This window comes from Aquitalea magnusonii (assembly GCF_002217795.2).
In the GTDB taxonomy this organism is placed as follows: Bacteria; Pseudomonadota; Gammaproteobacteria; order Burkholderiales; family Chromobacteriaceae; genus Aquitalea; species Aquitalea magnusonii_B.
Genome location: NZ_AP018823.1, coordinates 4,295,120 through 4,311,473, shown reverse-complemented (window position 1 = coordinate 4,311,473; position 16,354 = coordinate 4,295,120). Strand labels below are relative to the sequence as shown.

The 16,354-nt window shown below is 61.8% G+C and carries 15 protein-coding genes; 10 read left to right on the top strand and 5 right to left on the bottom strand.

Going from position 1 to position 16,354, the window contains the following annotated elements; translation table 11 throughout:
- Positions 1–147: 147 nt before the first annotated feature.
- Genes DLM_RS20270 through parC form a run of 3 tightly spaced genes read right to left on the bottom strand, consistent with a single transcriptional unit; the run spans position 148 to position 5,358 of the window.
- Entirely contained in the window at positions 148–1,482 is a 1,335-nt protein-coding gene (locus DLM_RS20270; RefSeq protein ID WP_089082509.1) for a sigma-54-dependent transcriptional regulator, read from the bottom strand.
- Entirely contained in the window at positions 1,475–3,028 is a 1,554-nt protein-coding gene (locus DLM_RS20265) for a two-component system sensor histidine kinase NtrB (RefSeq protein ID WP_089082508.1), read from the bottom strand. Before DLM_RS20265 ends, DLM_RS20270 begins: the two co-directional genes overlap by 8 nt.
- Positions 3,028–5,358 carry a DNA topoisomerase IV subunit A gene (gene parC, locus DLM_RS20260; RefSeq protein ID WP_197715616.1) on the bottom strand — a complete coding sequence of 777 codons (2,331 nt, stop codon included), beginning with the start codon at positions 5,356–5,358 and terminating at the stop codon, positions 3,028–3,030. Before parC ends, DLM_RS20265 begins: the two co-directional genes overlap by 1 nt.
- A gap of 169 nt (positions 5,359–5,527) precedes the next feature.
- Here parC and DLM_RS20255 point away from each other — a divergent pair, with 169 nt between their 5' ends.
- The gene (locus DLM_RS20255; RefSeq protein ID WP_089082506.1) at positions 5,528–5,998 is read left to right on the top strand and encodes a GNAT family N-acetyltransferase; all 471 of its coding nucleotides are present in this window, start codon (positions 5,528–5,530) and stop codon (positions 5,996–5,998) included.
- Between the two features lie 16 nt (positions 5,999–6,014).
- Here DLM_RS20255 and DLM_RS20250 read toward each other — a convergent pair whose 3' ends face one another.
- Complete coding sequence (locus DLM_RS20250) at positions 6,015–6,746, bottom strand: BPSS1780 family membrane protein (RefSeq protein ID WP_089082505.1); 732 nt, start codon at positions 6,744–6,746, stop codon at positions 6,015–6,017.
- Between the two features lie 326 nt (positions 6,747–7,072).
- Here DLM_RS20250 and tkt point away from each other — a divergent pair, with 326 nt between their 5' ends.
- The 9 genes from tkt (at position 7,073) to mobA (ending at position 15,393) form a co-directional block, all read left to right on the top strand.
- On the top strand, positions 7,073–9,058 hold the full coding sequence (gene tkt / locus DLM_RS20245; RefSeq protein WP_089082504.1) for a transketolase: 1,986 nt from the start codon (positions 7,073–7,075) through the stop codon (positions 9,056–9,058).
- Between the two features lie 113 nt (positions 9,059–9,171).
- On the top strand, positions 9,172–10,185 hold the full coding sequence (gene gap, locus DLM_RS20240; RefSeq protein WP_089082503.1) for a type I glyceraldehyde-3-phosphate dehydrogenase: 1,014 nt from the start codon (positions 9,172–9,174) through the stop codon (positions 10,183–10,185).
- A 595-nt stretch (positions 10,186–10,780) separates the two neighbouring features.
- Entirely contained in the window at positions 10,781–11,956 is a 1,176-nt protein-coding gene (locus tag DLM_RS20235) for a phosphoglycerate kinase (protein WP_062788994.1), read from the top strand.
- 74 nt (positions 11,957–12,030) lie between these two features.
- Positions 12,031–12,660: a LysE family translocator gene (locus DLM_RS20230; protein ID WP_089082502.1), complete on the top strand. Its 630-nt coding sequence runs from the start codon at positions 12,031–12,033 to the stop codon at positions 12,658–12,660.
- Positions 12,661–12,769: 109 nt separating this feature from the next.
- Positions 12,770–13,834, top strand: coding sequence for a class II fructose-bisphosphate aldolase (gene fba, locus DLM_RS20225; protein ID WP_089082501.1), 1,065 nt, complete (start codon positions 12,770–12,772; stop codon positions 13,832–13,834).
- 69 nt (positions 13,835–13,903) lie between these two features.
- Positions 13,904–14,104, top strand: coding sequence for a hypothetical protein (locus tag DLM_RS20220; RefSeq protein WP_089082500.1), 201 nt, complete (start codon positions 13,904–13,906; stop codon positions 14,102–14,104).
- Positions 14,101–14,352, top strand: a complete 252-nt coding sequence (moaD, locus tag DLM_RS20215; RefSeq protein ID WP_089082499.1) for a molybdopterin converting factor subunit 1 — start codon at positions 14,101–14,103, stop codon at positions 14,350–14,352. The genes DLM_RS20220 and moaD overlap by 4 nt, the downstream gene beginning before the upstream one ends.
- Position 14,353: 1 nt before the next feature.
- Complete coding sequence (locus tag DLM_RS20210; protein ID WP_089082498.1) at positions 14,354–14,812, top strand: molybdenum cofactor biosynthesis protein MoaE; 459 nt, start codon at positions 14,354–14,356, stop codon at positions 14,810–14,812.
- Positions 14,809–15,393, top strand: coding sequence for a molybdenum cofactor guanylyltransferase MobA (gene mobA / locus DLM_RS20205; protein ID WP_089082497.1), 585 nt, complete (start codon positions 14,809–14,811; stop codon positions 15,391–15,393). The genes DLM_RS20210 and mobA overlap by 4 nt, the downstream gene beginning before the upstream one ends.
- On the opposite strand, the gene DLM_RS20200 is transcribed toward mobA, so the two are convergent.
- The gene (locus DLM_RS20200; protein ID WP_089082522.1) at positions 15,341–16,282 is read right to left on the bottom strand and encodes a LysR substrate-binding domain-containing protein; all 942 of its coding nucleotides are present in this window, start codon (positions 16,280–16,282) and stop codon (positions 15,341–15,343) included. The two genes, mobA and DLM_RS20200, sit on opposite strands and share 53 nt — an antisense overlap.
- Positions 16,283–16,354 lie beyond the last annotated feature (72 nt).

The window sequence follows — 16,354 nt, the reverse complement described above, 5'->3', positions numbered from 1 at the left end:
TGACGCTGCCCCACGGGGGAAACTGGCGCAAAAAGCCGGCCTCACTAACGACACAGGCAACAAAAAGCCCGGCTGGGCCGGGCTTTTTGCGAAGGGGATGCGGATATTGGCGATGACTATATATATAGATGGCTGATGACCGGGCTCTTATTTGATGCCCAGCCTATCCATGCGGTAGCGCATGGAACGAAAGGTGAGGCCCAATAGCTTGGCTGCCTGGGTGCGGTTGAAGCGGGTGGCATCCAGTGCTTTGAGAATGGCTTCCCGCTCTACCCGGTCGAGGAACGCTTGCAGCGGTTCACTCCCAGCATAGCCGGGGCTGCTATCGGAATCGTCCAGCGGCTGGCAGGGTGTGAGCTGCAAGTCGGCAACATCAACCTTGTCTTCTCCTGCCAGTGCAATGGCGCGCTCAAGAATGTTTTCCAGTTCGCGGAAATTACCCGGGTAGTTATAGGCAAGCATGGCCTTGACGGCATCCGGCGTGAGGCGCGGGCGGTTTTCCGGGGTGGCGAAACGGTCCAGCAGGGCACCGATGAAGCGCGGGATGTCGTCGCGCAGCTCGCGCAGCGGCGGCATGCGCAATGGCAGGACATTGAGCCGGTAGTAAAGGTCCTGGCGGAACTGGCCGGCTTCGACCAGCGCGGCCAGATCTTTATGGGTGGCACAGATGATGCGGGCATCGACCGGTTCCTCCTGCGGACTGCCTAGCTTGCGCACTTTCTTTTCCTGGATGGCACGCAGCAGCTTGACCTGCATGGCCAGCGGCAGATCGGCCACTTCATCCAGAAACAGCGTGCCTCCGGTAGCTTGCTGGAAAAAACCGTCGCGATCACTGTCTGCTCCGGTGAATGCGCCTTTGCGGTAACCGAAGAACTCACTTTCCATCAGGTTTTCCGGAATGGCTCCACAATTGACCGGCACGAATGGCCGTTCGGCGCGCGCACTTTGTTCGTGAATCAGACGAGCGGCCTGTTCCTTGCCGGTGCCGGATTCGCCACTGATGTAGACGGCGGCCTGGCTGCGCGCCAGCTTGTCTATCATGCGGCGCACCTCCAGCATGGCGGGGGAGTCACCCACCAGGCGCTCTATGCTAAGCGGCTTGCCATTGCCTTCTACCTTTAATACTGATTTCACCAGCGTGCGTAATTGTGCCAGGCTGATGGGTTTGGACAGGTAATCGAAGGCCCCGGCTTTCATGGCCTTGACGGCGTTTTCGGTACTGCCATAGGCGGTAATGATGGCGCTGGGAATGTCCAGTCCTTGTTCGGCAATGAATTCGACCACTTCGATGCCTTCTCCATCTGGCATGCGCATATCGCTGAGGACCAGATTGAAGGGTTCGCGCAGCAGCAGCGCCTTGGCATCGCTGACATTAGCAGCAGTCGCTACATCCAGGCCCATCTTGATCAGGGTGAGTTCGAGCAGTTCGCGGATGTCCGGCTCGTCATCCACCACCAGCACGCGCAGGGGATTTTTATTCATAGGCATGATGACAGCTTAAACGGAAAACACCGCCCGGCGGGATATAGTCCAGTCGGGCATCATTGGCTTCGGCCAGTTCGCGGGCAATATACAGTCCCAGGCCGGTGCCGCTGCTTTCAGTGGTGAAGAAGGGTTCAAACAGGTGGGCTTGTGCATCTTCGCTCATGCCGGGGCCATCATCAAATACGCGAATCAGTACCTGGGATTCCATCTGGCTGATTTCGATGCGTACCGCACCATGCACACGGGAGGAGTGGCGCCAGGCATTGGCCACCAGATTGGACAGGATCTGTTCCAGATGGCCGCGGTCAAAGTAGACACTGGCCGTGCTGTAGAAAATAGGCAGTATGCGCCCGGCCGCTTCCGGTTGTGCCATGCCGAACTGTTCCAGAAAATCGGCCAGGAATTGTGACAGCTTGATGGTTTCGGTCTTGACCCGGTCACGCCGGCCCAGCATCAGCACTTCTTCCACCAAACCATTAATCCGCTTGGCGTTGTCGCGCACGATGCGGGTGAGCCGCTGGGTAGCCGGGTCCTCTGCGCTCTCGGCCAGCAGATCGCCCGCATGGGAGATGGCGGCCAGCGGGTTGCGGATTTCGTGGGCGATATTGGCGGTCAGCCGGCCCAGCGCCGCCAGCTTGATGCGTTTGGCCTCTTCGGCCATGTCGGCCATATCGCGCAGGAACATCACCACGCCACGCAGGTCGCCGGCCAGAATGGGCACCATGCGGCCGGCCAGTTGGCGGCCACGCACATTGCGCTCGACAAACACCGGCATGGGCGAGTGGCTGTTGATGCGCCAGCGCTCCACCACCGAGGTGAGCTCAGGCAGCAGGATGCCGCGCTGCATGCCGGGAAAGTAACGTACCGCCTGGGCATTGAATTGCCGCACGGTGCCGGTTTCATCCAGCACGATGACGGCATCGCGCTGGCTTTGCAGCACCAGTTCGTTCAAGCGGTTCAGATTGGCGATTTCGCCGCCACGGCGCAAGGCCAGTTCTTCGGATTCGCGCGCCACCTTGGCTAACTGGTAGGTGACCACCGAGGTGACAAAGCCGGCCAGCGACAGCAGCCCGGTCTGGAACAGGTCGGTGGTGCTGCCGAACAGCATCTGGTTGCTGACATGCTCGTACCCCACATAAGCAAACAGGCTGGCGGTGGCGATGGAGGCATAGAACAAGGCATAGCGCCCGGAGGACAGCAATCCGGCCACGGCCAGGTAGGGCAGCAACAGCATGCCATAGCCGCTTTTCACCCCGCCGTTCATGCCCATCAGCAACACGATCATCAGGATGTCAGCCGCAATGGCCAGCGACAGCTGCAGGGTGTGGGCAATCTTGCCGGTACGCAAGACAAACCAGCAGAGGATCAGCGCGCCATACACGACCGACCACAGATAGAAGCGCGCCCCACCGTCGACCAGCGGCTGTCCTTCCGTGCCTTGCAGCATCGACATGAACAGCAGCACCAGCAACATCAGGGCTCGGAAGCCGTTGACGAAGGCCAGTGCCTTGCGCGGAGTCAGCGGTAGCGGGCGGTCCAGCATCAGTCGGTCTCGACCGAAGGCAGATCACCAATGGCGGATACGGTCCATTTCTTTGGCATCAGCTTGCCTTTCTTGCCGCGCTTGGCGTCGAACTCGGCCAGCGCCAGCTTTTCGTCCGCCACCTTGCCGCGCACCGATACCGTGGCCAACAGCGCCTTGTCGCCCTTGACGAGGCCGATGGCGGTGACAGATTCACCCGCCTCCAGACTCATCAGCATCAGGCCACGGCCCTTGGCCATTTCCTTCAGCTCGCCGGCCGGGAAGGCCAGCAGACGGCCATTGTCCGCCGCGGCCACCAGGCGCAGGGCGGTCAGGTCGGCATGGGCGGCCACTGCCACCGGGGTGATGACGCTTTCGCCATCGTCCAGCGTGATGAAGGCCTTGCCCGCCTTGACCCGGCCCGCCATGTCGGACAGCTTGGCCACAAAACCATAACCGCCGGAACCGGCCACCACGAAGCGGGCTTCATCCTTGCCGGAGATCATCTGCGCCGGCTTGGCGCCATCCTGCAAATCCACCAGCGAGGCCACCGGCACACCGTCGCCACGACCGGTGGGCACATCTGCCGGGTCGATGGTGTAGGCGCGGCCCTTGTTGTCCAGCACGATGACCGACCACACGGTACGGGTTTCCACCACGGTGTGCAGCGCGTCGCCATCCTTGAAGGCCAGCGCCGACAGGTCGACATTGTGGCCGACGCGGGCGCGGATCCAGCCTTTTTGCGACAGGATGATGGTGACCGGCTCGTCGGCGATGGTCTGGGTCAGCACTGCACGCTCGGCTGCCTTGATTTCACTGCGACGCTGGTCGCCGTACTTGGCGGTGTCGGCCATGATCTCGTCGCGGATCAGGCGGGTAAGGGCGTCCGGCGTATCCAGCACATGGCGCAGACCTTCGCGTTCTTCGCGCAGCTCGGACAATTCCTTTTCCAGCTTGAAGCCTTCCAGCCGCGCCAGTTGGCGCAGGCGGATTTCCAGAATGTCCTCGGCCTGCGCTTCGGACAAGCCGAAGGCTTTCATCAGGTCGGGCTTGGGTTCGTCCGATTCGCGGATGACGCGGATGACTTCATCGATATGGATGAAGGCAATCATGCGGCCTTCCAGAATATGGATGCGCTTTTCCACCTGGCCCAGGCGGTGCTTGAGGCGGCGGGTGACAGTGCTGCGGCGGAAGGCGATCCACTCGCTCAGAATGGCCTTGAGGCCCTTCTGCGCCGGGCGACCGTCCAGACCGATCATCACCAGGTTCATCGAGGCATTGCCTTCCAGGCTGGTTTGCGCCAGCAGGATGTTGATGAACTCGTCCGGGTCCTGCCGGCTGGACTTGGGTTCGAACACCAGCCGCACCGGATTCTGGCTGTCCGATTCGTCGCGCACGCGGTCCAGCAGCGACAGCATCAGGCTCTTGAGGTTTTGCTGTTCTTGCGTCAGCGCCTTCTTGCCGGTCTTGAGCTTGGGGTTGGTGGCTTCTTCAATCTCGGCCAGCACCTTCTGTGCGGAAGAACCGGGTGGCAGCTCGGACACGATGACGCGCCACTGGCCACGTGCCAGTTTTTCCACTTCCCACTTGGCCCGCACGCGTACGCTGCCACGGCCACCTTCGTAAGCAGCCAGGATATCGTCGAAAGGCGTGATGATCTGGCCACCACCGGGAAAATCCGGGCCGGGGATGTAGTCCATCAGCTGGCGGGTCGTCAGCTCCGGGTTGGCCAGCAAGGCCAGGCAGCCGCGCGCCACCTCGGTGAGGTTATGCGGCGGGATTTCCGTGGCCATGCCCACGGCAATGCCGGAAGCACCGTTGAGCAGCACCATGGGCAGGCGCGCCGGCAGCAGGGCGGGCTCTTCAAAAGCGCCGTCATAATTGGGCTGGAAATCCACCGTGCCCATGTCGATTTCGCCCAGCAGCAGCTCGGCAATCGGCGTCAGCCGTGCTTCGGTGTAACGCATGGCGGCGGCACCGTCGCCATCGCGGCTGCCGAAGTTGCCCTGACCGTCGATCAGCGGGTAGCGCAGGGTGAAGTCCTGCGCCATGCGCACCAGCGCCTCGTAAGCCGAGCTGTCGCCGTGCGGGTGGTATTTGCCCAGAATTTCACCCACCACACGGGCCGACTTGACCGGCTTGGCCCCATGCACCAGGCCCATGTCGCGCATGGCATACAGAATGCGGCGCTGCACCGGCTTCTGGCCGTCGGCCACTTCCGGCAGCGCGCGGCCCTTGACCACGCTCATGGCGTATTCCAGATAGGCACGCTCGGCATACTGGTCCAGCGGAATCCAGTCGCCCGACTGCGCATCTGCCGGCGGAGCGGGCGGTGTCACGGGCGGCTGCATGCCGGTGGCGGGCAGCGCATCGTCAAAGAGATCATTACTGTTCATGGGCAGAGCTTGCTTGTGTGATAGGTTTACACTTGTTCATTTGCAGCGCCGCCAGCCTGCATTCCCGGCACCGTGCCGGCAGGATGGGCGGACTACACCATTCATTGTCGAGGGCAATTCTACTATGGCCAGCCTGTTGCAGTGGCAATGCCACCCGTTTGACGGCTTTTCCCCGCTTGCGCTGTATGAAATGCTGCAGTTGCGCGACCGGGTATTCGTACTGGAACAACAATCCATCTATGGCGATGTGGATGGCGTGGACCTGCACTGTCACCACCTGCTGGGCCGCGATGGTCACGGCAAATTGCTGGCTTACGCACGCCTGATTGCACCGGGCGAGAAGTATCCGGATGCCAGCGCCATCGGCCGCGTGGTACTGGAACCAGCAGCACGTGGCAAGGGCCTGGGCCAGCAATTGCTGGCGGAAGCGGTGGCGCACTGCCTGCACCTGTGGCCCGCCGCCCCCATCATGCTGTCGGCCCAGACCTCCGCCCAGGGGCTGTATGAGCGCTTCGGCTTTGTCGCGGTGTCACAGCCTTATGACGATGGCGGCATCCTGCACGTGGACATGCGGCGCAGCACAGTTAGTCACTGAGCCGGGCCAGGACTGTTTAATCCGCCTGCGGTGCGAACAGGTCTTTCCAGCCGGTGTAGGCAGTGACATACAGCACCGGAAACCACAGCAGCAAACCCAGCCCCAGCGGCAACAGGGCCAGAAATAGCAGCAGGGCCAGCATGAAGGCACTGAGCAGCACCGCCGGCCAGTTGGCCATGCCGGCGCGGAAGCTGTCACGCAAGGCTTGCCACGGTCCCAGCCCGTTCAGCACCACCAGTGCCGGCGCAAACCAGTAGCACAGGCTGAGCAGAAACATCAGCGCAGCGCTGAGCAACATGAACAAGCTGACCGGGCCTTCCAGCCTGGGCAGCTCCTGCGCATTCTGCCCGGCAATCATGTGGATGCCCAGCAGCGGCATGGCCGCGCTGAGCAGCATCATCGCCAGCAACAACAGCCCCAGATAGAGCATGCCGACATTGAGCAGGGCGCGGGGTGCCTGCCGGAAACCGGCAAACAGCACGCTCAGCCTCAGTTCGCTGCCATGCTCTGCCTGCTGCGCCGCCAGTACGAAACCACCGGCAAAGATCGGCCCCAGGAAAAAGGTAAGCGGCGGCCCCAGCAGGGGAATGGCGGCCACGGCAAAATGAATGAGCAGATAGCCACCGGCCAGCAGCATCCAGGTCAGCGGCTGCTGCCGTACCAGATAAAACGCTTCCACGATCCAGCGCCAGCCACGTACATGGCCAACCCGGCGTGCATTGATGCGTGCGGGGAAATCAGTCTGCATGCGTGCTCCTGTCCAACTGCGTCAGGGTGAAAAACCGGGATCCTGCGCCGACTGTCTATGAGAGCAGGGGGCAGGTCAAGCCCATCAGCCCGTCGGCCCCAGCCGCCCGGCGCGGACCAACATGCAGCAATCATGTCGGCAAAGCATTGAAAACGCATGAAAGTGGCGCACAAGCTGCGCCGTGAAGGTTGCCGCAGTGCGACAAAATCAGCGATAATTCCATGATTTCGCGGCGGTTAATCCATGCCGGTGCCATGCACGGGCCACGGGCTGACTGTCGTACCGGTTCTGTCCCGCCCCCTTTACAGTTTTGAGGTTTTCCCGAAATGGTCACCCGAACCGAGCTAGCCAACGCCATTCGTTTCCTATCCATGGATGCAGTGGAGAAGGCCAAATCCGGTCACCCCGGCGCCCCGATGGGCATGGCTGATATCGCCGAAGTGCTGTGGCGCGATCACCTGAAGCACAATCCCGCCAATCCTTCCTGGTCCAACCGTGACCGCTTCGTGCTCTCCAACGGGCACGGCTCCATGCTCATCTACAGCCTGCTGCACCTCACCGGCTACGATCTGTCCATCGACGACCTCAAGAACTTCCGCCAACTGCATTCCAAAACGCCGGGCCACCCGGAATACGGCTATGCACCGGGCGTGGAAACCACCACTGGCCCGCTAGGCCAGGGCATTACCAATGCGGTGGGCATGGCGCTGGCCGAAAAAATGCTGGCCGCCCAGTTCAACCGTGACGGCCATACCATTGTTGACCACAACACCTGGGTATTCCTGGGTGACGGTTGCCTGATGGAAGGCATCAGCCACGAAGCCTGCTCGCTGGCTGGCACCTGGGGCCTCTCCAAGCTGATCGCCTTCTGGGACGACAACGGCATCTCCATCGACGGCCACGTTGAAGGCTGGTTCACCGACAACACCCCGGCCCGCTTCGAAGCCTACGGCTGGCAGGTGATCAAGAACGTCAACGGTCACGATCCGGTGGAAATCGCCACCGCCATCGAAACCGCCAAGAAGGGCGACCGCCCGACGCTGATCTGCTGCAAGACCACCATCGGCTTTGGCTCGCCCAACAAGCAAGGCACCCACGACGTACACGGCGCACCGCTGGGCGCGGCCGAAATTGCCGCCGCCCGCGAAAAGCTGAACTGGCCGCATGCGCCGTTTGAAATTCCGGCCGACATCTACGCTGCCTGGAGCGCCCGCGACAAGGGCGCACTGGCCGAGATCGAATGGAACAAGCAGTTTGACGCCTACCGCGCCGCTTACCCGGAACTGGCTGCCGAATTCGAACGCCGCATGCAGGGCGAACTGCCGGCAGCCTGGGCCGAAGCCCGCGATGCCGCCATTGCCAAGATCGTCGACGCTGCCCAAACCGTGGCCACCCGCAAGGCCAGCCAGATTGCACTGGAAGCCTTCTCGCCCAGCCTGCCTGAATTTGTAGGCGGTTCGGCCGACCTGACCGGCTCCAACCTCACCAACTGGTCTGGTTCCAAGTGGATCGACGCCGCCGGCAACGGCAACTACATCAGCTATGGCGTACGCGAGTTCGGCATGGCCGCCATCATGAACGGCATGACGCTGCACGGCGGCCTGCGCCCCTACGGCGGCACCTTCCTGATGTTCAGCGAATATGCCCGCAATGCGCTGCGCATGGCCTCGCTGATGAAGATCAACCCGGTGTTTGTGTTTACCCACGACTCCATCGGCCTGGGTGAAGACGGCCCCACCCACCAACCGGTGGAACAAGTGGCCACGCTGCGCCTGATCCCGAATCACCACACCTGGCGTCCGTGCGACACCACCGAAGCCGCGGTGGCCTGGGCACATGCCATCGAACAGAAAACCACCCCGAGCAGCCTGATCCTCAGCCGCCAGAACCTGCCCTTCGTGCAGCGTGATGCGCAGCAGATCAAGGACATTGCCCGTGGCGGCTACGTGCTGCGCGATGCGGCCGATGCCCGCGCCGTGCTGATTGCCACCGGTTCGGAAGTGGAACTGGCGCTGAAGGCACAGGAAGCACTGGCAGCCGAAGGCATTGCGGTACGCGTGGTGTCCATGCCTTGCACCAATGTGTTCGACCAGCAGGACAAGACCTGGCAGCAAAGCGTGCTGCCGGCCGGTCTGCCGCGCCTGGCCATTGAAGCCGGGGTGCCGGACTTCTGGCGCAAGTATGTCGGTCTGGAAGGCGACGTGGTGGGCATAGCCCACTTCGGCGAATCCGCCCCGGCTGGCGTACTGTTCAAGGAATTCGGCTTCACCGTCGATAATGTCGTCGCCAAAACCAAGAACATCATTCAATAAAAAAGCACAGGCCACCCCATCCAAAAACAAAGCAGGGGTGGCCTTATTTTCATGGTGTCTCCATTCTGACCCGCTCACGCGGGGAGGCACCAGTTTTCCGGGAGAGTAATCACATGACCATTCGCATCGCGATCAACGGCTACGGCCGTATTGGCCGTCAGGTTCTGCGCGCCATTTACGAATACAACCTGCACAACGACTTCAAGGTTGTTGCCGTCAACGCTACCGGCGATCTGGCCACCAACGCCCACCTGACCAAGTTCGACACCGTACACGGTCGCTTTCCGGCAGACATCTCCCATGATGAAGAAAACCTGCTGATCAACGGCGAGAAGATTCCCTTCTTCTCCACCCGCAATCCGGCCGAACTGCCGTGGAAAGCCCTGGATGTCGACCTGGTACTGGAATGTACCGGTGCTTTCACCAGCAAGGAAAAATGCCAGGTTCACCTGGATGCCGGTGCCAAGAAGGTGCTGATTTCCGCGCCGGGCGGCGACGACGTTGACGCCACTATCGTATACGGCGTGAACCACAATGTGCTGACCAGCGCCATGACCGTGGTGTCCAACGCTTCCTGCACCACCAACTGCCTGGCACCGGTGGCCAAGGCACTGAACGACACCATTGGCGTGACCAAGGGCCTGATGACCACCATCCACGCCTTTACCAACGACCAGGTGCTGACCGACGTGCGTCACAAGGACCTGCGCCGCGCCCGTTCCGCCACCGAAAACATGATCCCCACCAAGACCGGTGCCGCCAAGGCCGTGGGCCTGGTGCTGCCGGAACTGAAAGGCAAGCTCGATGGCTTCGCCGTGCGCGTTCCCACCATCAATGTTTCGCTGGTTGACCTGACCTTCAAGTCTGGCCGTGACACCACCAAGGACGAAGTCAACGCAATCCTGCAGGCCGCCGCCGAAGGCCCGATGAAAGGCGTACTGGGCTTCAACACCCTGCCGCTGGTTTCTTCCGACTTCAACCACAGCACCGAAGCCTCCACCTTTGACGCCACCCTGACCAAGGTGACCGGCGGCAATATGGTGAAGGTACTGGCCTGGTACGACAACGAGTGGGGCTTCAGCAACCAGATGCTGAAAACCGCTCGCGCCATGTTCGAGGCCAAGTAAGGCGTGGCCCTGCGGGGCCTTGCAGCACACGAAAGCAGGCCGGATGCATCCGCGTCAGCTTGCGGACAAACCCCTCTCGCTTTCTGGAAAGAAAGCGAGGCTCCCTTGCAGGGCAAGGGCGGGGGGATTGGGAATAGATGGAAGGCTGCGGAATCAAGCTGCTAGCCGGAAGGCCCGGCTTTGCCGGGTCCTGCAACATCGCACCAATTACTTTGTCAGCAGCCGCAGGCAGGATACCTGTCCGCCTGCTTTCCTGCAGTTAACAGGGTTGACGGGTGAGCCGGTTGAGCCATGCTCCCGCCACACCGCCACAGGGCTAACCCCCCCGCCCGGGCTGCGGCCTGGAGCGGCTCTTAACAGCCAGCAGGGCAGGGTGCAAGTACCAACTGCTGTAATAAATACACTACTTGATCTGCTGTCTGTTGCGCATGCAGACAGCCCGGTACAGTAGCAACAGCGATAGCCGGCGCAGCGACAGGGCTGCTAATCACATGTCATTTGCGCTTACACTATCGCCAAGCCCGAACCCGGCTGTACGGCCTTCTCCCACGAAGGCGGTCGCCAATCGCATTCAACAGATAAAAGCGAGCCACCGATGAAATTCAACAAACTGACTGAGCTGGATCTGGCCGGCAAACGCGTGCTGATCCGTGTTGACATGAACGTGCCGGTGAAAAATGGCGTGATCGGCGACGACACCCGCATCCGCGCCAGCCTGCCTTCCATCGAACACAGCCTGAACGCCGGTGCCGGCGTCATCCTGATGACCCACCTGGGCCGCCCGACCGAAGGCGAACCCAAGCCGGAAGACAGCCTGGCTCCGGTCGTCGAGCGCCTGTCCGCCCTGCTGGGCAAGCCGGTACGCCTGGTTGCCGACTGGCAAGCCGGCCTGAACGTGGCTGCCGGTGAGGTGGTGATGCTGGAAAACGTGCGCCTGAACAAGGGCGAGAAGAAGAACAATGCCGAGCTGGGCCAGGCCTACGCCAGCCTGTGCGATGTGTTCGTCAACGATGCCTTTGGCACCGCGCACCGCGCCGAAGCCTCCACCCACGCGGTGGCCCAGTTTGCCCCCACCGCCTGCGCCGGCATCCTGCTGGCTGCCGAGCTGGACGCGCTGGGCAAGGCGCTGCTGGCCCCGGCCCGTCCGCTGGTGGCCATTGTGGCCGGCTCCAAGGTGTCCACCAAGCTGACCATTCTGGAATCGCTGGCCGACAAGGTGGATCAGCTGATCGTGGGCGGCGGCATTGCCAACACCTTCTTGCTGGCCGAAGGCAAGAACATTGGCAAATCGCTGGCCGAAGCTGATCTGGTAGAGGAAGCCAAGAAGGTGATTGCCAAGATCCGCGCCCGTGGCGGCGATGTACCGCTGCCCAGCGACGTGGTGTGCGCTACCGAATTTGCCGAAACCGCCGCTGCCACCACCAAGCCGGTGGCCGAGGTGGGCGCTGACGACATGATTCTGGACATCGGCCCCGATTCCGCCGCCGAACTGGCTGGCATCATTGCCAAGGCAGGTACCGTGGTATGGAACGGCCCGGTCGGCGTCTTCGAATTCGACCAGTTCGGTAACGGCACCAAGACCCTGGCACAGGCCATCGCCCAGTCGCCGGCCTTCTCCATTGCCGGTGGCGGTGACACCCTGGCGGCGATTGCCAAGTACGGCATTACCGATGACATCAGCTATATCTCCACCGGTGGTGGCGCTTTCCTGGAATTCCTGGAAGGCAAGACCCTGCCGGCAGTGGCCATTCTGAGCGAACGCGCCGCCTGATCGCAGTCATCACCACATGCAAGTGAATGGCGCGCCCGGCGCGCCATTCTCCCCACCCTTGCCGGAGTACTGCCATGCCGTTGAATACCTGGTTGCTGTTTGTCACCACCGTGTTTTTTGTTTCCGCCACCCCCGGCCCCAACATGCTGCTGGCGATGACCCACGGCATTCACCATGGCGTGCGCCGCACCGCCGTGACCTGCCTGGGCCTGATGACCGGCCTTGGCATCATCATGCTGGGTTCGGCCGCCGGCCTGGGTGCCTTGCTGGCCACATCGGAACAACTGTTTTCTATCGTAAAATACGCGGGTGCCGCCTATCTGATTTATCTGGGCATCAAGACCTGGCGCGCCATCCCGCAACCGGTGACGGAAGTGGCAGAAGACAGCAGCGCCCGGCATACGCCGTGGATGATGTTCCGCACCGGTTTTCTGGTGTCGATGAGCAATCCCAAGGCCTTCATCTTCTTTACCGCGCTGTTCCCGCAGTTCATGGACGCGCGACTGCCGCAGGGGCCGCAGTTGGCGGTGCTGGCGGCTACGTTTTATGTGATTGAAGCGTCCTGGCAGTTTGCCTATGCCAGTGGCGGAGCCCGCCTGGCAGGCTGGCTCAATAGCGCCCGTCGCCTGAAGCTGGTGAACCAGGTATCCGGCGGGGCTTTTGTCGGTGCCGGCCTGCTGTTGTCCGGTGTGTCCCGCCACTAGGCGGCTTGCATTACCCGTATTCCTGATTGGATTGCCGCTGTATCACGGCCGGCAGTCCCCGATTTGAAACCCATGCCGCCCAACCGCGGCATGACCTGAGGAGATTTTCATGGCACTCGTTTCCATGCGTCAGCTGCTGGACCATGCAGCCGAATTCAGCTACGGCCTGCCGGCTTTCAACGTCAACAACCTGGAACAGATGCGCGCCATCATGGAAGCCGCTGACAAGTGCGACGCACCGGTCATCGTGCAGGCTTCCGCCGGTGCCCGCAAATACGCCGGCGCGCCCTTCCTGCGTCACATGATCCTGGCCGCGGTGGAAGAATTTCCGCATATCCCGGTGGTGATGCACCAGGACCACGGCACCAGCCCGGACGTATGCCAGCGCTCCATCCAGCTGGGCTTCTCTTCCGTGATGATGGACGGCTCGCTGAAAAGCGACGGCAAGACCCCGGCCAACTACGACTACAACGTGGAAGTGACCCGCACCGTGGTGAACTTCTCGCACGCATGTGGCGTGTCGGTGGAAGGTGAAATCGGCTGCCTGGGCAGCCTGGAAACCGGCATGGCCGGCGAAGAAGACGGCGTGGGTGCCGAAGGCGTGCTGGACCACAGCCAACTGCTGACCGACCCGGAAGAAGCCGCCCGCTTCGTCAAGGACACCGGCGTGGACGCCCTGGCCATTGCCATCGGCACCAGCCACGGCGCGTACAAGTTCAGCAAGAAGCCCACCGGCGACGTGCTGCGCATCGACCGCATCAAGGAAATCCACGCCCGCATCCCCAACACCCATCTGGTGATGCACGGCTCCTCTTCGGTACCGCAGGAATGGCTGCAGATCATCAACGAATTCGGCGGTGAGCTGGGCGAAACCTATGGCGTGCCGGTGGAAGAAATCGTGGAAGGCATCAAGCACGGCGTGCGCAAGGTGAATATCGACACCGACCTGCGTCTGGCCTCCACCGGTGCCATCCGCCGCTTCATGGCGCAGAATCCGAAGGAATTCGACCCGCGCAAATACCTGAAGGCCTCCACCGATGCCATGCGTGACATCTGCATTGCCCGCTACGAAGCCTTTGGTGCTTGCGGTCAGGCCAGCAAGATCAAGGCCGTGAGCCTGGATACCATGGCCAATCTGTATCTGAAGGGCCAACTGGCGCAAATCGTCAAGTAAGCGTCCCTCCCTTCTGCCATCAGCCCGCTCCTTAAGCGGGCTTTTTCATGTCCATCCGCCCGCAGGTGCATGCCGGCATCCCCCATCAGCAGCATTGGCGCAGGCCACGCCATTGCTTACACTGCAATGATGAGCGAACTGTTATCTCCCCTCGAATGGTTTTTCGTCATTCTGCTGGCAGTGGTTCCACTACTCGGGCTGGGTTTTCACCTGTGGATCATGCTGCTGGGCCATGGCAACAACGACAAGCACACCAAGGACCGACCATGAAACTCGACATCCTGTATTTTGCCCGTCTGAAAGACAGCTTCGGCATGGGTAATGAACAGTTGGAAACCGAGGCCAGCAGCGTGGACGAGCTGCTTACCGAATTGCGCCAGCGCGGCGGCAACTGGAGCAGCGAACTGGCGGCTGGCAAAGCCTTCCGGGTGGCGCGCAACCAGGAACTGGTGCGGCTGGATGCCACGCTGAGCGACGGGGACGAAGTGGCCATCTTCCCGCCGGTTACCGGGGGCTGACATGCAGCCATTTACGGTGCGGATCCAGCATGAAGTGTTTGATTGCGGCGCGGAAATCGCCCGGCTGTCGGCCAACCCGGCCTGCGGTGCCGTGGTGAGTTTCAGCGGCCTGGTACGTGACTATGGCGACCGGCAGGAAATTGCCGCGCTGCAGCTGGAGCATTACCCGGGCATGACGGAAAACACCCTGCACGCCATCATCCAGCAAGCGCGGGAACGCTGGCAGCTACAGGCCGCCACCATCATCCACCGCGTGGGTTATTTGCCGCTGGGCGAGGCCATCGTGCTGGTAGTCACCGCCAGCAGCCACCGCAAGGATGCCTTTGCCGCGGCGGAATTCCTGATGGACTTTCTCAAGACCGAAGCACCATTCTGGAAAAAGGAAATCCAGCAGGACGGCAGCAGTTACTGGGTGGAAGCCAAGGCCAGCGACCAGCACGCCGCCGGACGCTGGCAATGACGGCCTACACCGCGCTGATTCTGGCCGGCGGCCAGGCCAGCCGCATGGGCGGGGTGGACAAGGGCCTGGTGGAACTGGCCGGTCAGCCGCTGATTGCCCGCACCCTGAACAGCCTCGCCGCACAAAGCCAGCCACCAACGCGCATCCTGATTTCGGCCAACCGTCATCTGGATGCCTACGCCGCTTACGGTCATCCGGTGTTGCCGGACACGCTGCCCGATTATCCAGGCCCATTGGCAGGACTGCTGGCGGGCATGCAGGCCGAGCCTGACAGCAGGCTGCTGATGCTGCCTTGTGATGCCGTGCGACTGCCGGCGGACTTTGCCACCCGCCTGCTGGCAGCACTGCCCGGCCGGCAAGCGGTCAGTGCCAGTGACCCGGCGCAGTGGCACCCCAGCCTGCTGGCGCTACAAGCCGGGCTGCAACCCTCGCTGCGGGACTACCTGCAACAAGGTGGCCGTTCCATCCGCGGCTGGCTGGCCGGGCTGCAACACGATACCGTGCCGTTCGCGCAGCCCTTTGCCAATCTCAATACCCTGCAGGCGGTGGCAGCACTGGCGCAACAGTGGCCGGTTGACTGACACTGTCCAGCAGCCAGCGCTTGAACAGCAGCGCATTGTCACTCAGTGATGCATGGCGCGGATGCACCAGGTAATCCACCTTGCCGCTGACAAAGGCAAACGGCCCCAGCCGCTTGAGCACGCCTTGCTGCAACAGATCATGCGCCATGAATTCCCAGCCCAGTCCGATGCCCATTCTTTGCAACACGGCGTTAAAGGCCAGCGTCACCTGATTGAACATCGGCACCCGCTCCGGCGCGGTATAAGTCAGGCCGAAGTGACCGAACCAGTCATGCCAGTTGATGCAATTCCAGGCCGATGAATCCAGTTGGATCAACGGCAACGCAGCGAGCTGCTCCACCTGCGTAATGGCCGGGTAATCAAGCTGCGCGCTGTACACCGGGTACACCACTTCGGGAAACAAGGGCTCGGCGCACAGCGAACTCCACTGGCCATCGCCATAGAAAATGGCAAAGTCGTATTCGGCCACGCTGGCTTCATCCATGCTGTTGCTGGCATGAATATTCACCGTAATGTCCGGATGCTGCTGACTGAAGGCCACCAGCCGGGGAAACAGCCAGAACTGCGCCACCGCATGGGTGCAATTCACGGTAAGGGTATGGCGGTTGTGCTCGGCCTGCAGCCGCACCACGCTGCGCAACAGCGATTGCAGCATGGGGCCGACCTCACGCTGCAAGGCCAGCCCGGCCGGGGTGGGCCGAATGCCACGCACCAGCCGCTCGAACAGCGGCAGCTTGAGCCAGTCTTCCAGCGCGCGAATCTGCTTGCTCACCGCGCTTTGCGTCACACACAGCTCGGTGGCTGCCTTGGTAAAACTGCCATTGCGCAATACTGCCTCAAAATGAATCAGGCTTTCCAGCGGCGGCAGATTCTTCAGATACCGGCTCATGTATTTGGTCCCCATCATCACCGCTGCCGGGCTGACATTCCCGTTCAGCATCTTGTATTGAAGCAGGATATT